At 65.7% G+C, this 15,569-nt stretch carries 16 protein-coding genes and 3 pseudogenes; 8 read left to right on the plus strand and 11 right to left on the minus strand.

Features of this window, described 5'->3' with window-relative positions; translation table 11 throughout:
* Window positions 1-90 precede the first annotated feature (90 nt).
* The 4 genes and pseudogenes from XARJCFBP2528_RS17260 to XARJCFBP2528_RS24310 all read left to right on the plus strand — a co-directional run bounded on the left by XARJCFBP2528_RS17260 (window position 91) and on the right by XARJCFBP2528_RS24310 (window position 2,929).
* Window positions 91-540: a dTDP-4-dehydrorhamnose 3,5-epimerase family protein gene (locus XARJCFBP2528_RS17260; protein WP_016904473.1), complete on the plus strand. Its 450-nt coding sequence runs from the start codon at window positions 91-93 to the stop codon at window positions 538-540.
* On the plus strand, window positions 537-1,838 hold the full coding sequence (locus tag XARJCFBP2528_RS17265; protein ID WP_016904472.1) for an NAD(P)H-dependent oxidoreductase: 1,302 nt from the start codon (window positions 537-539) through the stop codon (window positions 1,836-1,838). Before XARJCFBP2528_RS17260 ends, XARJCFBP2528_RS17265 begins: the two co-directional genes overlap by 4 nt.
* Before the next feature lie 109 nt (window positions 1,839-1,947).
* Window positions 1,948-2,343, plus strand: a pseudogene (locus tag XARJCFBP2528_RS24305) (acyltransferase family protein); the annotation flags it as partial.
* Between the two features lie 94 nt (window positions 2,344-2,437).
* Entirely contained in the window at window positions 2,438-2,929 is a 492-nt protein-coding gene (locus XARJCFBP2528_RS24310; RefSeq protein ID WP_231103936.1) for an acyltransferase family protein, read from the plus strand.
* Window positions 2,930-3,059: 130 nt separating this feature from the next.
* Here the strand turns inward: XARJCFBP2528_RS24310 and XARJCFBP2528_RS23585 are convergent.
* Window positions 3,060-3,197 (minus strand): annotated as a pseudogene (locus tag XARJCFBP2528_RS23585) (ABC transporter substrate-binding protein); the annotation flags it as partial.
* 4 nt (window positions 3,198-3,201) lie between these two features.
* Window positions 3,202-3,585, minus strand: a pseudogene (locus XARJCFBP2528_RS17280) (ANTAR domain-containing response regulator).
* A gap of 82 nt (window positions 3,586-3,667) precedes the next feature.
* On the opposite strand from XARJCFBP2528_RS17280, the gene XARJCFBP2528_RS17285 reads away from it, so the two are divergent.
* The gene (locus tag XARJCFBP2528_RS17285; RefSeq protein ID WP_047124946.1) at window positions 3,668-4,669 is read left to right on the plus strand and encodes an NAD(P)-dependent oxidoreductase; all 1,002 of its coding nucleotides are present in this window, start codon (window positions 3,668-3,670) and stop codon (window positions 4,667-4,669) included.
* A gap of 27 nt (window positions 4,670-4,696) precedes the next feature.
* Here the strand turns inward: XARJCFBP2528_RS17285 and XARJCFBP2528_RS17290 are convergent, their stop codons facing one another.
* The 3 genes from XARJCFBP2528_RS17290 to XARJCFBP2528_RS17300 are packed head-to-tail and all read right to left on the minus strand — an operon-like array spanning window position 4,697 to window position 6,912.
* A complete protein-coding gene (locus XARJCFBP2528_RS17290) occupies window positions 4,697-5,059 on the minus strand; it encodes a hypothetical protein (RefSeq protein ID WP_016905048.1) in 363 nt (120 codons plus the stop codon).
* Window positions 5,043-5,612 (minus strand): molybdenum cofactor guanylyltransferase, encoded by a 570-nt coding sequence (locus XARJCFBP2528_RS17295; protein WP_016905047.1) that lies wholly within the window; start codon window positions 5,610-5,612, stop codon window positions 5,043-5,045. Before XARJCFBP2528_RS17295 ends, XARJCFBP2528_RS17290 begins: the two co-directional genes overlap by 17 nt.
* Before the next feature lie 46 nt (window positions 5,613-5,658).
* Window positions 5,659-6,912 (minus strand): molybdopterin molybdotransferase MoeA, encoded by a 1,254-nt coding sequence (locus XARJCFBP2528_RS17300; protein ID WP_016905046.1) that lies wholly within the window; start codon window positions 6,910-6,912, stop codon window positions 5,659-5,661.
* A gap of 211 nt (window positions 6,913-7,123) precedes the next feature.
* On the opposite strand from XARJCFBP2528_RS17300, the gene XARJCFBP2528_RS17305 reads away from it, so the two are divergent.
* Entirely contained in the window at window positions 7,124-7,411 is a 288-nt protein-coding gene (locus tag XARJCFBP2528_RS17305) for a hypothetical protein (RefSeq protein WP_047124947.1), read from the plus strand.
* A gap of 10 nt (window positions 7,412-7,421) precedes the next feature.
* On the opposite strand, the gene xth is transcribed toward XARJCFBP2528_RS17305, so the two are convergent.
* Window positions 7,422-8,414 (minus strand): exodeoxyribonuclease III, encoded by a 993-nt coding sequence (gene xth, locus XARJCFBP2528_RS17310; protein WP_047124948.1) that lies wholly within the window; start codon window positions 8,412-8,414, stop codon window positions 7,422-7,424.
* 161 nt (window positions 8,415-8,575) lie between these two features.
* Between xth and XARJCFBP2528_RS17315 the strand changes: the two genes are divergently transcribed.
* Entirely contained in the window at window positions 8,576-9,328 is a 753-nt protein-coding gene (locus XARJCFBP2528_RS17315) for an OBAP family protein (protein ID WP_039527295.1), read from the plus strand.
* 90 nt (window positions 9,329-9,418) lie between these two features.
* On the opposite strand, the gene XARJCFBP2528_RS17320 is transcribed toward XARJCFBP2528_RS17315, so the two are convergent.
* The 3 genes from XARJCFBP2528_RS17320 to XARJCFBP2528_RS17330 form a co-directional block, all read right to left on the minus strand.
* A complete protein-coding gene (locus tag XARJCFBP2528_RS17320; RefSeq protein ID WP_146011239.1) occupies window positions 9,419-9,835 on the minus strand; it encodes a hypothetical protein in 417 nt (138 codons plus the stop codon).
* A 57-nt stretch (window positions 9,836-9,892) separates the two neighbouring features.
* Window positions 9,893-10,471, minus strand: coding sequence for a DUF4142 domain-containing protein (locus XARJCFBP2528_RS17325; RefSeq protein WP_047124950.1), 579 nt, complete (start codon window positions 10,469-10,471; stop codon window positions 9,893-9,895).
* Window positions 10,472-11,056: 585 nt separating this feature from the next.
* Window positions 11,057-11,272, minus strand: coding sequence for a hypothetical protein (locus XARJCFBP2528_RS17330; protein ID WP_016904861.1), 216 nt, complete (start codon window positions 11,270-11,272; stop codon window positions 11,057-11,059).
* A gap of 104 nt (window positions 11,273-11,376) precedes the next feature.
* On the opposite strand from XARJCFBP2528_RS17330, the gene moeB reads away from it, so the two are divergent.
* On the plus strand, window positions 11,377-12,519 hold the full coding sequence (gene moeB / locus XARJCFBP2528_RS17335; RefSeq protein WP_047125005.1) for a molybdopterin-synthase adenylyltransferase MoeB: 1,143 nt from the start codon (window positions 11,377-11,379) through the stop codon (window positions 12,517-12,519).
* Window positions 12,520-12,748: 229 nt separating this feature from the next.
* Here moeB and XARJCFBP2528_RS17340 read toward each other — a convergent pair whose 3' ends face one another.
* The gene (locus tag XARJCFBP2528_RS17340; protein ID WP_047124951.1) at window positions 12,749-13,987 is read right to left on the minus strand and encodes a molybdopterin molybdotransferase MoeA; all 1,239 of its coding nucleotides are present in this window, start codon (window positions 13,985-13,987) and stop codon (window positions 12,749-12,751) included.
* A 176-nt stretch (window positions 13,988-14,163) separates the two neighbouring features.
* Window positions 14,164-15,561: a ribosome biogenesis GTPase Der gene (gene der, locus XARJCFBP2528_RS17345; RefSeq protein ID WP_016904421.1), complete on the minus strand. Its 1,398-nt coding sequence runs from the start codon at window positions 15,559-15,561 to the stop codon at window positions 14,164-14,166.
* Window positions 15,562-15,569 lie beyond the last annotated feature (8 nt).

The raw sequence follows: 15,569 nt of genomic DNA on the forward strand, positions 1-15,569 counted from the left end.
CCTGGGAACGCGCATTTCCGAAGAAACCGCCATCCGCCCCAAGCCCATGGTGGAGATCGGCGGCAACAGGCCGGCCTGGTCGATCAGTTCGTGCAGGTCAACAACTCGTTCAATGCACAGGCCGGCACCTTGCGCGGCATGCATTACCAATTGCCGCCCGCTGCCGAGGTCGAGGTCGTGCGCTGCATCCGCGGTGCGCTGTGGGATGCGATCATGGATCTGCGCCCGGATTCGCCCACCTACCTGCAGTGGTACGGCACCGAATTGACTGCCGACAATCGCCTGGCGCTGTACGTGCCGCGCGGCTTTGCGCATGGCTTCATCACCTTGCAGCCGCAGACCGAGGCGTTCTATTTCGCCAGTGCGATGTACACGCCGCAGGCCGAGCGCGGCTTGCGCTGGAACGATCCGCGCCTGGGCGTGCAGTGGCCGCTCGAACCACAGCTGGTGTCCGACAAGGATGCCGCGTGGCCGGATTTCAACGAACAACAACACGGCATCCCCACCCTTGCCGGACTCACCCCGCGGGAGCGCGCATGAATATCGATCGTCTATTGCAGGCCCGCGCCGCCGAAGGCCGCCCCTTGCGTGTTGGCCTGTACGGCGCCGGCTTCATGGCGCGCGGCATCGTCAACCAGATCGCGCATTCGGTGCCGGGCATGCGGGTGTCGGTGATCTGCAACCGGAGCGTGGACAAGGCGCTGGAAGCCTACCGCCAGGCTGGCCAGCACGCACGCGTAGTGGATGGCGCCAGCGAGTTGAAGCGCCAGATCGCTGCCGGCATTCCCGCCGTGACCGATGACCCTGCACTGCTGTACGAATGCGATGCGCTGGACTGCCTGATCGATGCCACCGGCGCCATCGACTATGGTGCGCGCATCAGTCTGGGCGCCATCGCCCACGGCCGCCACATGGTCACCATGAATGCCGAACTCGACGGCACCGTCGGCCCGCTGCTCAAGCGCAAGGCCGATGCAGCCGGGGTGATCTTCAGCGCCTGCGATGGCGACCAGCCCGGCGTGCAGATGAACCTGTACCGGTTCGTGCGTTCGATCGGCCTGACGCCGCTGCTGTGCGGCAACATCAAGAGCCTGCAGGACCCGTATCGCACACCGGCGACACAGGCCGGTTTCGCAGCGAAGTGGGGCCAGGACCCGCATATGGTCACCAGTTTTGCCGACGGCACCAAGATCAGCTTCGAGCAGGCGATCGTGGCCAATGGCACCGGCATGTCGATCCTGCAGCGCGGCATGACCGGCTATGAGCATCGCGCACATGTCGACGAACTGACCCGGCGCTACGACATCGAGGCCTTGCGTGCGGTGGGCGGCGCGGTGGATTACGTGGTCGGCGCCCTGCCCTCGCCCGGCGTGTTCGTGCTGGCCAGCCACGACGATGCCGGGCAGCAGCACTACCTCAATCTCTACAAGCTCGGCGAAGGCCCGCTGTACAGCTTCTACGCCCCGTACCACCTCTGCCACTTCGAAGTCCCGCTGTCGGTGGCGCGGGTGGTGCTGCTGGGCGATGCGGTGCTGCAACCGCTGGGGGCACCGCTGGTGGAAGTGATTGCCACCGCCAAGCGCGACCTGGCCATCGGCGAAACCATCGACGGACTCGGCGGCTACATGAGCTACGGCCAGTGCGAGCGCGCCGATATCACCGCAAACGCACGGCTGCTGCCGATGGGCGTGGCCGAAGGCTGCGTGCTGCGGCATGCGGTGGCCAAGGATCAGGTGCTGACCTACGACGATGTGCAGTTGCCGGCCAACCGCCTGATCGATCGCCTGCGTGCCGAGCAGGCCAGCGTCTTTGCCGACGCTGCGGAACTGGCCGCCTGAGCGCAGGGACACGGCCGGCGTCCGCGTACCGATGCCGCAGCCGATGGTCGCGCTGCCTGCCTGTCCCACCATCCGCGTCCTGCAGGCCGGGCGTGCGCTGGCCGCCACGATGGTGGTGCTCAGCCACAGCGTGCTGCCCACCACGCATCTGGTGCAGCCGCTACCGGCATGGCTGGCCGCGGCGCTGGCGCACGGCTATCTGGGTGTGGATTTCTTCTTCGTGCTGTCGGGCTTCATCATCTACTACGTCAACCATGCCGGCGCGGACACGCCGGGCTGGAGCTGCGATTACGCCAGCAGCCGCATCAGCCGCATCTATCTGCCGTACTGGCCGGTGGGTGTTGCGTTGGCATTGGCCTATACGCTGCGGCCCAGCCTGGACGATGGGGACATGGGCTGGTCCTGGTTTGCCACGCTGACCCTGCTGCCGGTGGGTGGGCAATCCGCGTTGGGCGTTGCGTGGACGCTGAGTTACGAGCTGATGTTCTATGCACTGGCGTGGCTGTTCTTCCGTAGCGGGCATCCGCTGCGCTGCGCGCTGCTCTGGGCCGGCGTGACGCTGCTGTACGCGGCGCTTGGGGGCGCCGTTCGCGCAACCGGTGGAAGTTTCCTGGCGGGCGTTGTTGTTGCATCCCATCGCGCTGGAATTCGTGTTCGGCATGCTGGCGGCACGCGCGGTACTGAGCGCTGCAGCATGGACGCTATGGGTCAGCGCTGCAGTCGCGGTCGTGGCATCGACGTGTTTCGTGTTCGATGGCATGCAACGCGTGCATTCGCCATTGTTCGGCTTGGCGATCGCTGGCGCAGTGGTCGGCCTGGTGCGCGCGGAATGGCGCGGCTGGCTGCGTATCGGCCCGGCGCTGCTATTGCTCGGCAATACGTCGTATGCGATCTACCTGGTGCATATGCCGTTGATGTCGCTGGTGGCACGCACCACGCGGCGGATGGGGACGACGCTGTCCACCTGGCCGGTGAACCTGCTGCTCAGCGTGAGCGCCGCGCTGCTGCTCGGCGTGAACTATCACCTGTGCTACGAGCGCATCGCATTGCGGCATGCGCGCCGCGTGTTGGCACGCCGCGTGATCCGTTGAAGTTTTACGCCCAAGCCGCGCGTGGATCGGCGCGCACGGCGCTAGGCAAATTGCGTTCAACCGACCGCCTGCTCCAACGCCATGCCGAAGCGCTCGTCGCAATGCGCTGCCGCCTCGGATAAGGCAGCGTCCACCAGGCCTGCCGCTGCAAGTCCAACTTCAGTCCGTAAACCCGATCCAGGTCCAGCCGCTGCGCCGCGACCAGGGGCGCGCAATCGATCAGCGGCATGTAGGCCACGCGCAATACGGGGAGGTCGGCTTGGCTCATGTGTTCATCCCAGCAACTCGGCCATGGCCACGATGCGTCGCGCCACTTCGGCCAGTTTGACGCCCTGCTTCATCGCCTGCTAGCGCAGCGCCGCATAGGCGTCGGCCTCGCTCAGGCCGCGTTTTTCCATCAGCAGGCCCTTGGCGCGATCGCTCAGCTTGCGGTCCTGCAGCGCCTGCTGCACATCGTCCAGGCGCTTGCGCATGTTGCTTTCCTGTGCAAAGCGCGCAAGCGCCACCTGCACGATCGGCGCCAGCCGCGCCAGCGCCAGGCCATCGACCACATAGGCGGCGACGCCGGCGCCGACAGCCGCGTAACCGGCGCACGTCAGTGCCTGACGCAGTTCGCCGATCGGCTTTTCGGTATCGTTGACCAGCAAGACACGCATTGGCGGCAGCGAGGCGTGGACGTGGCCTGATGGTGCCATGCAACATGCCGTCGGTGCGAGCCATCCTTTCGGAGTACGTCTGATGCCGTTGTTCCCGCTGTTCGCAAACCTGCAAGCGCGCGCCGTGCTGGTCATCGGCGGTGGCGAGGTCGCCACGCGCAAGGTGCTGGCGCTGCTCAAGGCGGGCGCGCAGATCCGCCTGTATGCGCATGCGCTCTCGCCCGAACTGGCGGAACTGATGCAGGCCGGCCGTTTCGAACAACTGGACGGCGAGTTCGATCCCGCCTGGATCGACGACGTGTGGCTGGTGGTCGCCGCCACCGACGATGGCGAGTTGAATCAACGCGTCGCCGCTGCCGCCGGCGCGCGTCAGCGCCTGGTCAATGTGGTGGACGATGCCGAGTTGTCGACCTATCAGGTGCCGGCCATCGTGGATCGCGACCCGCTGGTCATCGCCATTTCCTCCGCCGGTGCCGCACCGATGCTGGCACGCCGCCTGCGCGAACGGCTGGAACGCGAACTGGATGTCTCGGTCGGCCGCTTCGCCGGCATGTTCGCGCGTCACCGCGAGCGCATCCGCAGCCAGTTCCCCGACATGAACCGGCGCCGGCGCTGGTTCGATCGCGTTATCGACGGTGACGTGCCGCTGCTGCTGCAGGCCGGCAACGACGACGCAGCCGAAGGCGCCTTCATCGCGGCACTGGACGATGCCGGCGCGGTGCCGGCGCGCGGCAGCGTGCAACTGGTCGGCACCGGCCCGGGCGATCCCGGCCTGCTCACCATCAAGGCGCTGCGTGCGATGAATCTGGCCGACGTCCTGCTGATCGGCGACGACATTCCCGACGCGGTGCTGGAACTGGCAAGACGCGATGCCGCACGCCGCGCCTTGCCGCAGCAGGCCGACGCACAACAGCACCTGGTGCTGGAACTGGCCACAGAAGGCCTGCACGTGGTCGCGTTGCGCAGTGGCGCCGGTTACAGCGATGCCGATGTTGCGGCCATTGAAGCGGCGCTGCAGGCGCGCGGCCTGGCCTGCGATCGGGTGCCCGGCATTGCTGCAGGTCTTGAAAAAATCAACGCATGAGCGCTGCGCGTGTGCGCTGATGGAACGTCAGGCCTTCGGAAAGCGCTTGCGCGCACTGTCACGCACATCGATATCGAAGCTCACCTGCAACGCCGTCGGTTCAGCATGACCAGCACCGGCATCGAAGCTGAAGCGCAATCCCTCGCGGCTGGGCAATTGCCGTGCATGCTGTTCCAGCGCATCGCGCGGCACCGACAACTGCCAATGCTCGGCAGTGCAATTGCAGGCCGCGTCACCATCGCTCAGGCTGACGCTGTGGCGCAACAGTCGTGCGCCCTGCCCGCTCGGCAAGCGGCTCAGATTCTCGACCGTGCGTCCGGCAAGCAAGTCGGCCAATTCGGCTTCGTCGATGCGGAAGCGCAGCTGCTGAGCTTCAATCTGGATTTTCATGGATGAGCTGACTCCACTGCTCGGGCGTGTTGCAATTGACGAACGCGGCGCGTTCGCTGGCGGTGACAGCGATGCGATGGCATTGCAGCGCAGCCTGCAGGGCGCGCAGCGAGCGTGACGAACCAGTTCCTGCCATCAGCGCAGTGAGCGCCTCACGCACAACGTCATCTACGTATAGCCGCATCGGCAGCATCTGGTCTTCAAAGGTAACGCAGCGCCGATGCGGTGGCGCCAGCAGCCGATCCAGCAATGACCGGGACAGCAGCGGCATGTCGACCGGCACCACCACCAGCGTCGTTGCATCGGCGAGCTGATCGATCACGCTGGCCAGGCCGCCGAGCGGCCCCAGGTCCGGCTGCGCGTCGGCAATGCCGGCGTAGTCCGGGCGATCGCCGCTGATCACCACCTTGTGCGCGCCGGCATCGCGCAGCAACGCCTGCATCTGCTCCAGCAATGGACGTCCGCGCCACTGCAGCAGCGCCTTGTCCTGCCCCATCCGCGAGGAACGGCCGCCGGCCAGCACCACGCCCGTCCATGCAGGCCTCGCGCTCATGCCGCCTGCTCGCCGGCACGGCATCGCACGACGTGCAAGTGCAGGCTCATGGCGCGATCGCCGGTGCAGCCGGCTGCAGATGGCCCAGCCCGAACACCTGCGCCGTCGTACCGGGCGCGGCACCTTCATCCTGCGGCTCCAGTACGGCCCACGCATTGGCCTGCAACAACGGCGCCACGCGGAACGACTCCTGCTGCGGCAGGATCTGCACGCAGAGCACGCCGGCAGCGCTGCAGGTCAAACGTGCGCGCAGGTGCTGCCGCCACAGCGGTCGTGCCTGCATCGGCGTTTCCAGCACAACCTGCAAGCCGCGCTCGGCCGGCATGCCAAGCAAACCGCGCAGCGCCGGCTCCACGAAAAAGCGCAGCCCGGCAGCGCTGGCCATCGGATTGCCCGGCAAACCGACATACAGCGCACCGTCTGCGAAGCGCGCCAGCAACACCGGTTTGCCCGGCCGCACCGCAACCTTGTGGAATAGCACCGCCGCGCCATGCCGTACCAAGGCATCGGGCACGAAATCGTAGCGACCGCGCGACACCGCACCGGTGCTCAGAATCACCTCGGCGCCCGCATCGCGCGCCTGCGCAAGCGCCAGATCGAAGCCGGCATCGTCATCGCCCACCTGCCCATGCCAGACCAGTTCGGTACCGGCTGCACGCAGCTGGCTGAGCAGATAGCTGCTGGTGCCATCGCGAATCTGGCCAGGCCGCAACGGCTGCGCCGGATCGCCGATCAACTCGCGGCCGGTCGCAATCAAGGCCACACGCGGACGCCGTACCACCTGCACCCGCGCACAGCCCAGCCCGGCCAACAGCATCAGGTGCGCGGCGCGCAGCACGGTGCCGGCCTCGATCACGCGATCGTGCAAGGCCACATCTTCCCCACGTCGACGAATATGCTGACCGGCGCGGATATCGGCGCGCAGCCGGATGCGGCCGGGCCGCGCGCCATCGTGCGCCAGCACGTCCACCTGCTCGATCGGCACCACTGCATCGGCACCGGCAGGCAAGCCGGCACCGGTCATGATTTCCCACGCGCTGCCCGCCGTGATGCCACCTACATCTTCGCCTGCGGCAACGCTGCCACCGATCACATGTTCGCTGCCGACGATCGCGCCACGGCCGGCCGTGACCAACGCAAATCCATCCATCGCGCTGTTGTCGAACGCCGGCAACTCGGCCGGGCTCGACAACGCCTGCGCAAGCACACGCCCCTCGGCATCGGCACTGTCCACCCACTCGCCGGCAAGCATGGCGATCTGCCGATGGACAATCGCAAGTGCGTCGGCGTAGCTGATCATGAGCAAGGCACGGTCGACCGGTGGATGACCTGGCTAGGATACCGGCCCCCGACGCGGCGGGTACAGGCGCAGCGATCGCGGCATCATCGCATCCTGCTGCATGCGCGCCCTCGTCTCGACCAGTGCGCACGTCGCTTGAAGCCGCTAGAACGCAGCGCCTACACGGCAGATCGCACAGTGGCACGTAGTTCCCCCACGGTATCTGTGCCGCATGCAACTCGTCGACCTTGTGGGCCGGCTCGCCAGTGCCGTCCTGATTGCCACCTTGATCCGTCAGATCTACAAGCAATGGCGCTCGGATGCGGCACAGGGCGTGTCGCGCTGGCTGTTCATCGGCCAGATCAGCGCCTCGGTGCTGTTCATCCTCTACAGCTACCTGGTCGGCAATGCCGTGTTTATCGTCAGCAACGTGTTGATCCTGCTGACCGCCCTCACCGGGCATGTGCTGCACCGGATCAAGCAGCGTCGGATGGAGCGTCACGCGGGCAGTATCGGCTAGCGTTGCCGCGTTATTTGGCGCTTTTCTTCGCCAGCTTGCGCGGCTTGGCGGGTGCGATTGACTTGCTGGCGACAGACCGCGTTGCGGCCTTTTTCGCCGCGGTCTTGGGCGTTTTCTTCGTCGTGGACTTGCGTGCCGGGCTTGCCTTTGCCACGGCCCGCTTCCGTGGCCTGGGCACAGCCTTGGCCTGCGCTGCTGGCTCGGCTACCGCTTCGGGCACACGGACGCTGATCCAGGTCGGCGCGTGATCGCTGGCCTTTTCCAGTGCACGTACCCACTTGTCCACGCCGGCGTCCTGCAGCCCGAGCGCCAGGGTGCGATTGAGCAGCAGATGATCGATGCGCAAGCCGCGATCGCGCGCAAAATGCTGGCGAAAATAATCCCAGAAGGTGTAAATCGGCGTTTCGCCATGCACTGCAAGCAGGCTGTCGGTCCAGCCCTGCTCGAGCAGGGTCTGGTACGCCTGGCGACTCTCCGGCTGCAGCAACGCATCCTTGCGCCAGCCCTTGGGGTCGTAGATGTCGGCATCGGTCGGCACCACGTTGAAATCGCCGATCAGTGCTACCGGGTGCGGTAGGTCCACCAGCGTCCTGGCGTGCCGGATCAAGCGTTGAAACCACGCCAGCTTGTAGTCGAACTTCGGCCCGGGCTGCGGATTGCCATTGGGCAGATACAGGCAGGCCACCACTACCCCGTGAATTGCAGCTTCCAGATAACGGCTCTGGGTATCGCCGCGGTCCCACGGCAGCCCGCGACGGATTTCGACCGGATCGGCGCCGCGCGCCAGCAATGCCACACCGTTCCACGACTTCTCGCCTTGCCAGATGACGCCATAGCCGGCATCGCGGATCGCCTGTTGCGGAAAGGCATCCTGCGTGGCTTTCAATTCCTGCAGGCCGACGATATCCGGTTGCTCGCGCTGTAGCCATTCCAGCAGATGCGGCAGCCGGCTAGTGATGCCATTGACGTTGAATGTCGCGATCTTGCGGGTGGTGGCGGACATGGGTGAGCGACCAGGCATGCGTAGCTGCGCAGCATCGTCGCCATGGCATTAAGCAGATGCTCAAGCGAGGTGAAGCTCCGCTGCAGATCGGCACACGCACTCACGCCTCGCAAACCATCAGCCTCCGTAGCCTGACCCCACCACTCATTGTTGGAGATCGCATGCGACAGTCCGCGCTCTGGATTGCCCTGCTGTGCGCCGGCTGCTCGCGCAGCCCGCCTTCGGTTACCCCACCGGGCGCGCCTGAAAGCGCCAAGACCAATGTGCTGGAAGCCGGCGCCAGGGTTCTGCAACCGACCGGGCCGGTCGGCAAGCTCGACATCTACTTGGTGGGCTTCCATCCGATGAAAGACGCACCGGATGTACAGATGGAGGCACATCACTACTGCCATCAGGTCAACGAAGACCTGGCGCAATGTGCGCTCTACGACGGCAATACCGATCAGGCCAACCTGACCGGTATCGAGTACATCATTTCCGAACAACTGTTCGCGCAGTTGCCGGAGCGCGAGCGCAGTTTCTGGCATCCGCACAATGGCGAAATCCTGTCGGGCCAGCTGTCCGCGCCCAATCTGCCGCTGATCGCCGAGAAAGAACTGATGCGCAGCAAGCTCAACAGCTATGGCAAGACCTGGCACACCTGGCACTCGCGCAACGGCACCGTCGCGGGCGATGCATTGCCGTTAGGCGAACCGATGCTGGCCTGGTCATTCAATCGCGATGGCGAGGTCCAGCAACCGCTGATCGATCAGCGCGACAAGCTGGCTACGTTCTCTACTGCGCAACGTCGCGCCAATCGCCAGGACCTGACCCCGCTGGCAAAGCCGCAGCACGGAGTGGATGCCCTGCGGCCGCACTTCGGCAATGCCGAACCGATTTCCGGGGTAGTTGACGCAAGCACCCCATCCGACTGAATCCTCAAAACCTGACCGCCCGTTGCAACTGCAATCGGGCGGCAAGGTATTCGAAGTCCATCGACAAGGTGCAGACAAGCGGACGCGATCTCACACGTCCATACCGTCACGCAGCCGCCGTAACGCCTTGCCCATCCACAGATGCCGGGCACGCTGCATGCGCTCGACCGATGGCTGAGCGCTCTCCCGCCCATCTGCGCCCTGCAGGCTCAACGTGACACAACTGCCCTCGCATGCAGGCGCAGTCTGCACATGCAGCAACACGCCCAGCTGCAGGCCGCGATCGCCATCAACCTGGTAACGCACCGATTCACCCAGGCGCGCCTCACCACGCTGCAACCCGACAACACCGCGCCGACACCAGGTTGCCTGCAGCGCCCAGCGCGATGCATGTCCATCGCCAGCGACCAGCTCCGCCACTCCACGCAGGATGCGTCGCTGCACATTGGCATCGCACCACGCATCCAGGATCTGGTGCGGCTCGGCACGGATGATCAGGCGACGCATCCACAGCATCGGGTCTTCAGCAGCGGCAACCGGTGTTGCCGGCAATCCAGGCACGTCTCAGCGCCCAGCACCCTTGCTGCTGGCCTGCAGCGTCTTGGCAGCCGCCAGATGCTCGGCGACATGGCTGCGCGTAGTCTGCAGATGCGCCAGCACCTGTGGCGTCTTGGCCGCAGGAATCAGTTGTTTGTCCAGCGCCGCCAGCGCATCGGTGTGGTCCTTGACCATTGCCGTGACGTAGGCGGCCTCGAAGGCCTTGGTATCGAGCTTCTGCAACATCGCCAGTTCGGTCTTGCCCTTGCTCATCTGCGCCTTGGCAGCGGCAGCCGACAGGTCCGGCGACCACTTGGCCAGCTTCTGATTGTTGTCGGTATGCTCCTTGACCATCTGCATTGCATAGTCGCGCACGCCACCTTGCACCTGCTTCTGCAGCGCCAGATTGGCCGCACTGATTTCACTGGTATTGATGGCGCTCAAGGTGCCCAGTGCCTCACGCTCCTTCACGCTCGGGGCGCTATTGCCCGCCTGTTGCTGCGTGGTGGCGGGCATGCCGGCCTGCGTTGCATTCTGCGCATGCGCAGCAGTGGCGATACCTAGACACAGGGTCAGCGCCGCAAACATCGGGTGACGTACTTTCATGTGAATCTCCAGCCAGAAGGGGTGCATCCATGCTGGACTTGGTTGCGTGACCCGATCGTCGTACCGATGTCGAAAGACGGAGAGGAAACGGTGCTGCACCGCAGTGCGCTTCACATGGAGTGAAGGTGGTATGGCGTTCCTGTTCGGCGCGCCGCTACGTATAGTGCAGGTAAGTTGCGCAACAGGCTCCTGCGCCGACGGAACATGGCTCGGACGTCAGACTGCTTTGGAACACCCAGCACTCAGCACCGCCGATGCTGCGATCAAGCGCTGTACGCATATGCTTCAGAGCTCAATCTGCCTAGGGCAGCGCGCACCGCGGGCGTAATGGTGTCTCAGTAGGTCGAGCGTTATCACTCCGACCGATCCGCATAGCTGCGGAGATGGCCGACCCCATGCGCTAATCGATTGCATGCAGCGACTGCGTGCCAGGCAGGATCCCTGTATGCACCGCTATGCGATGCCAAGGGCAAGCCGGCGCTACCGTAATGCTGCGCCAGCTTGCTGCCGGTCGATGCTATGGATACGCGGAGTGGGCGCAGGCCACCCACTTGCGGCAAAGCCCGCGCATTGAAGACTGCTGGGTCAGGCGCCGGGATCCGCAGGGCCCAGCTGATGCGCCGACAGGATTTCGTCGATGCGTTTGACGATTTGCGCCGCCTGCTCCTGCGACTCTGCGGCAGCAGTGATCTTCTCTGCACGTGCGTGGAATACATCCCAGAAATCGTCCGGATGCTGGCGACGAATATCTGGCAATGCATCGGCAAGTTGTTTCAATTGCGCGTCGATATCGGGGGTCATTGGGGGTCTCCTTGTGTGCCCACGCTACCGCCGTGCTGGTGAGCCTGATGCCAACATGGCAGTCCTGTGCATCGCATCGCCTGTGTTTGCGCGACAATGGCGCCATGAGCAGCCACTACATCTCCCCTGCAAATGCCCGCCTGCGCGCTCTGCAAGGCGCCTTGCTGATCGATATCCGGCAGTTGCACGAACGTGCCGGCGGCCAGGCCGAAGGCGCATTGGCGATTGCGCAACACGATCTGGAAACCGCACCCGCACAGCATCTGTCGGAGCAGGCGCGCGAGATCGTGCTGATCTGCCAGAGCGGCAAGCGCTCGGCACACACGGCGGAGATCTTGCGCGCGCAAGGCTATACGCAGGTGTCTTCGGTACTCGGTGGCACCGCCGCATGGACCGGCGCCGGCCTTCCCTTGGTGCGCCCTACCCTGCCGCCCGACGAACAGGATTTTCTCGAGCGCTATTCGCGCCATCTGCGCCTGCCGCAGGTCGGGCTCGAAGGCCAGCAGCGCCTGGCGCGTTCGCGCGTGTTGCTGGTCGGTGCAGGCGGACTTGGCTCGCCGGCGGCGTTCTATCTCGCTGCCGCCGGGGTCGGCCACCTGCGGATCGCCGATGACGATGTGGTGGACCGCAGCAATCTGCAGCGCCAGATCCTGCATGTGGAAGACAGCGTCGGCGTCGCCAAGGTCAGCTCGGCCGCGCAGCGCATTGCCGCGCTCAATCCACGCGTGCAGGTCGAAGCGCTGCAGGCACGCGTGACTGCCGGCAATGTCGAAGCCCTGCTGAAGGACGTGGATGTCGTGGTCGACGGCGCCGACAATTTTCCTGCGCGCTATCTGCTCAACGATGCCTGCGTCAAACTCGGCAAACCGCTGGTCTACGGCGCGGTACAGCAGTTCGAAGGGCAATTGAGCGTGTTCGATGCCGGCCGCAAGCGCGGCCATGCACCGTGCTATCGCTGCCTGTTTCCGGAGCCGCCGCCGCCCGAATTCGCCCCCAGCTGCGCCGAGGCCGGCGTGCTGGGCGTGCTGCCCGGGGTGATCGGATTGCTGCAGGCCACCGAGGCGATCAAGTTGCTGCTGGGCATCGGCGAGACCCTCACCGGGCGCCTGCTCAGCTTCGATGCGCTGGCAATGCGCTTTCGCGAAATCCGGCTGCCGCCCGACCCGCATTGCCCGGTGTGTGCTCCCGGTGTCGCATTGACTGAGTATGCCGATTACGCCGCGTTCTGCGGCAGCACAGTCGGCTGAGAACGGCCTGATCGATGCTGGTTGCAGCCTCGCGTCCGGACGCCGTGTTCCCGCGTACGACGTGGACGGGGCGGTCTGCCACACCGGTCTGCGCCCTCCATGTGGTTGCCATCAGCTCGCGCAGCGTCGGCGTTTAGTGCCGAAGGCGCGAAAGAACCGGCGTGCATCCGATAGCGCCGCCTGGCGGCGAGCGCGGCCCGCTGTTTGTCGCGCGTGCTGCACCAAACGCTCAAAGCGCGTAAGGAATCACCCGCACGCTCTCGCCTGCCTCGAAGCGCCGTGCCTGCTCGGGCAACACGATCAAGGCATTGCTGTCGGCCGCGCCGCGCAGCAGATGCGATGCATCGCCCCGATGCGGCAACGCCGTCAGACGCCCGTCTTCGCCGCACTCCAGCCGCCCGCGCAGGAACTCCAGGCGCTCGTGGCGTTTTTCCCAAGGACTGGCCAAGGCCGCATGCCACAGCGGGCGCGGCTCGCTACGTCCCTGCAGGCCATCCAGCAGCGGCACGCCGTAGGCGATCAGCGTCGCCAGCACCGAGACCGGATTGCCCGGCAGGCCCAGCACCAGGCAGCGGCCGATCTGGCCCAGCACCGCCGGCATGCCCGGGCGCATGCGCACGCGCCAGAAGTGGATGCGGCCCAGTTCGCCGATCAGTTGCGGCAGGTAGTCTTTCTCCCCCGCCGAGACGCCGCCGCAGGTGATCACCACGTCGAAGGCCGCAGCCGCGTCTTCCAGCATGGTACGGATGCGTTGCGGATCGTCCGGCAGGGTCGGCCATGCGGTCGGCGCGTAGCCCAGTGCCCGCAGCTGCGCCATCAGCATGTCGCGATTGCTGTTGTAGATCTGTCCCGGCCCCAGCGGCATGCCCGGCTCCACCAGTTCATCGCCGGTGGCCAGCACCGCAATGGTCGGCCGCGGCGCGACCGCAAGCCGCGACAGACCGAGCGCAGCCGCCAGTCCGATCCGCGCAGGCGTCAACACCTGGCCGCTCTGTACCACCAGATCGCCCGCGCGCACGTCACTGCCGGCCTGTCGCACCGCCGCACCCGGCGCACCCGGCGCACCCGGCGCAGGCATGCTATGGAAACGCACCACGCCATCGCGTTCCTGCGCATCCTCTTTCGGGATTACCGTATCGGCGCCATCAGGCAGCGGCGCACCAGTGGTGATGCGCAGGCACTGCCCGGCGCTCAGCGTGCCGGTCCAACGCTCGCCAGCGAACTGTTCGCCGACCAGTTGCAACGCCGCATCGCCGCCAGCGACATCGGCATGCCGCAACGCGAAGCCGTCCATCGCGCTGTTGGCAAAGGGCGGCAACGCAATCGGTGCGATCAGATCGGCAGCGCTGATCCGCCCGTCGGCACGCGAAGTGGCGATGTTCTCGTCGGGCGGACGGCTGTTGGCGGCGACGGCCTGCAGGATCTGCAGCGCCTGTGCATAGGGAATGCGGGATGGATAGTCGGTCATGGCACGCAGGATACCAGTGCACCACGACGACTCAGAACGCCAGGCACTGCCGGTGCAGATGCCAGAAGGAGTCACTGCACTTTCCCGGCGTAGCTCGCGGCACTGGACCACGGCAGTTGCAGGCGCTGCGGCCACTCCACCTGACGATCATTCGCCAGGCACGCACCGTTTCCTGCTTACTTGCCCTTGACGTGCTTCATCAACCGCCTTTTGCGCGCCACCTGCCGTTCGGTGAGCGTGTTCTTCTTGCCCTCGTACGGATTGGCACCTTCGCGGAAGATGAAACGCACCGGCGTGCCGACCAGCTTGAAGCGCTTGCGGAAGAAGTTTTCCAGATAGCGCTTGTACGATTCCGGCAGCACCTTCAGGCGCGTGCCGTGCACGATGAAGGTGGGCGGATTTGCGCCACCCGGATGCACGTAACGCAGCTTGGAGACGTGGCCACGGATGCTCGGCGGCGGATTGGTCTCGTAGGCGATTTCCAGCGCCTGGTTGACTTCGCTGGTGCTGAACTCGTGCGTGGCCGACGCGTGTGCACGGTGGATCGCCTGGAACAGCTCGCGCATGCCCGAGCCGTGCAGCGCGGAAATCCGCACCGCCTCGGCCCAGCTGACAAAGCCCAGCTTGCGCGACAGCAGGTCTTCGGCCTGCGCACGCTGGTAGTCGCTCTGCCCGTCCCACTTGTTGATCGCCACCACCAGGGCGCGGCCAGCGTCCAGGATGGCGCCCAGAATGGTCGCGTCCTGGTCGGTGACGCCTTCACCGGCATCCAGCATCAGCACCGCGACCTGGCATTGCTCGATCGCCTGCAGCGTCTTGAACGCGCTGAACTTCTCGACCGCCTCCTCGACCTTGCCGCGGCGACGTAGGCCGGCCGTATCGATCAAGCGGTACTGACGCCCGTCACGGTCCATGTCCACGGCGATCGAATCGCGCGTGGTGCCCGGCACTTCCGAGGCAATCATGCGTTCTTCGCCGAGCAGGCGATTGACCAGCGTCGACTTGCCCACGTTCGGACGACCGACGAAGGCGATGCGCACACGCGCCGGGTCGGTATCCAGCAGCTCGCCGGCACCTTCCTCGGGCAGACGTGCGCCGACTTCCTCGAGCAGTTCGTCGATGCCTTGCCGATGCGCGGCAGACAACGCCACCACATCGGAGAAACCGTAGCGCGCGAATTCCGAGCGCACGGTTTCCTCGTCGGTGCCGTCGATCTTGTTGATGACCAGCACGGTCGGCCGCGCCAGCTTGCGCAGCCAGGCCAGGATCTCGTCGTCCAGCGAGGAAGCGCCTTCGCGGCCATCGACCACGAACAGCACCAGATCGGCTTCGCCGGCAGCGGCGCGGGCCTGCCGCGCGGTAGCGCCGGCCAGGCCCTCCTCGTCGCCGGCGATACCGCCGGTATCGACGACGATGAACGGGCGTTCCTCGTCGAGACGACAGACCCCGTAGTTACGGTCGCGGGTGACGCCGGGCTGGTCGTGGACCAGCGCGTCACGGGTGCGCGTCAGCGCATTGAAGATGGTGGACTTGCCGACATTGGGCCGTCCGACCAGGGCGACCAGGGGCAGCATCGCGAAGT

Source organism: Xanthomonas arboricola pv. juglandis (genome assembly GCF_001013475.1).
In the GTDB taxonomy this organism is placed as follows: Bacteria; Pseudomonadota; Gammaproteobacteria; order Xanthomonadales; family Xanthomonadaceae; genus Xanthomonas; species Xanthomonas arboricola.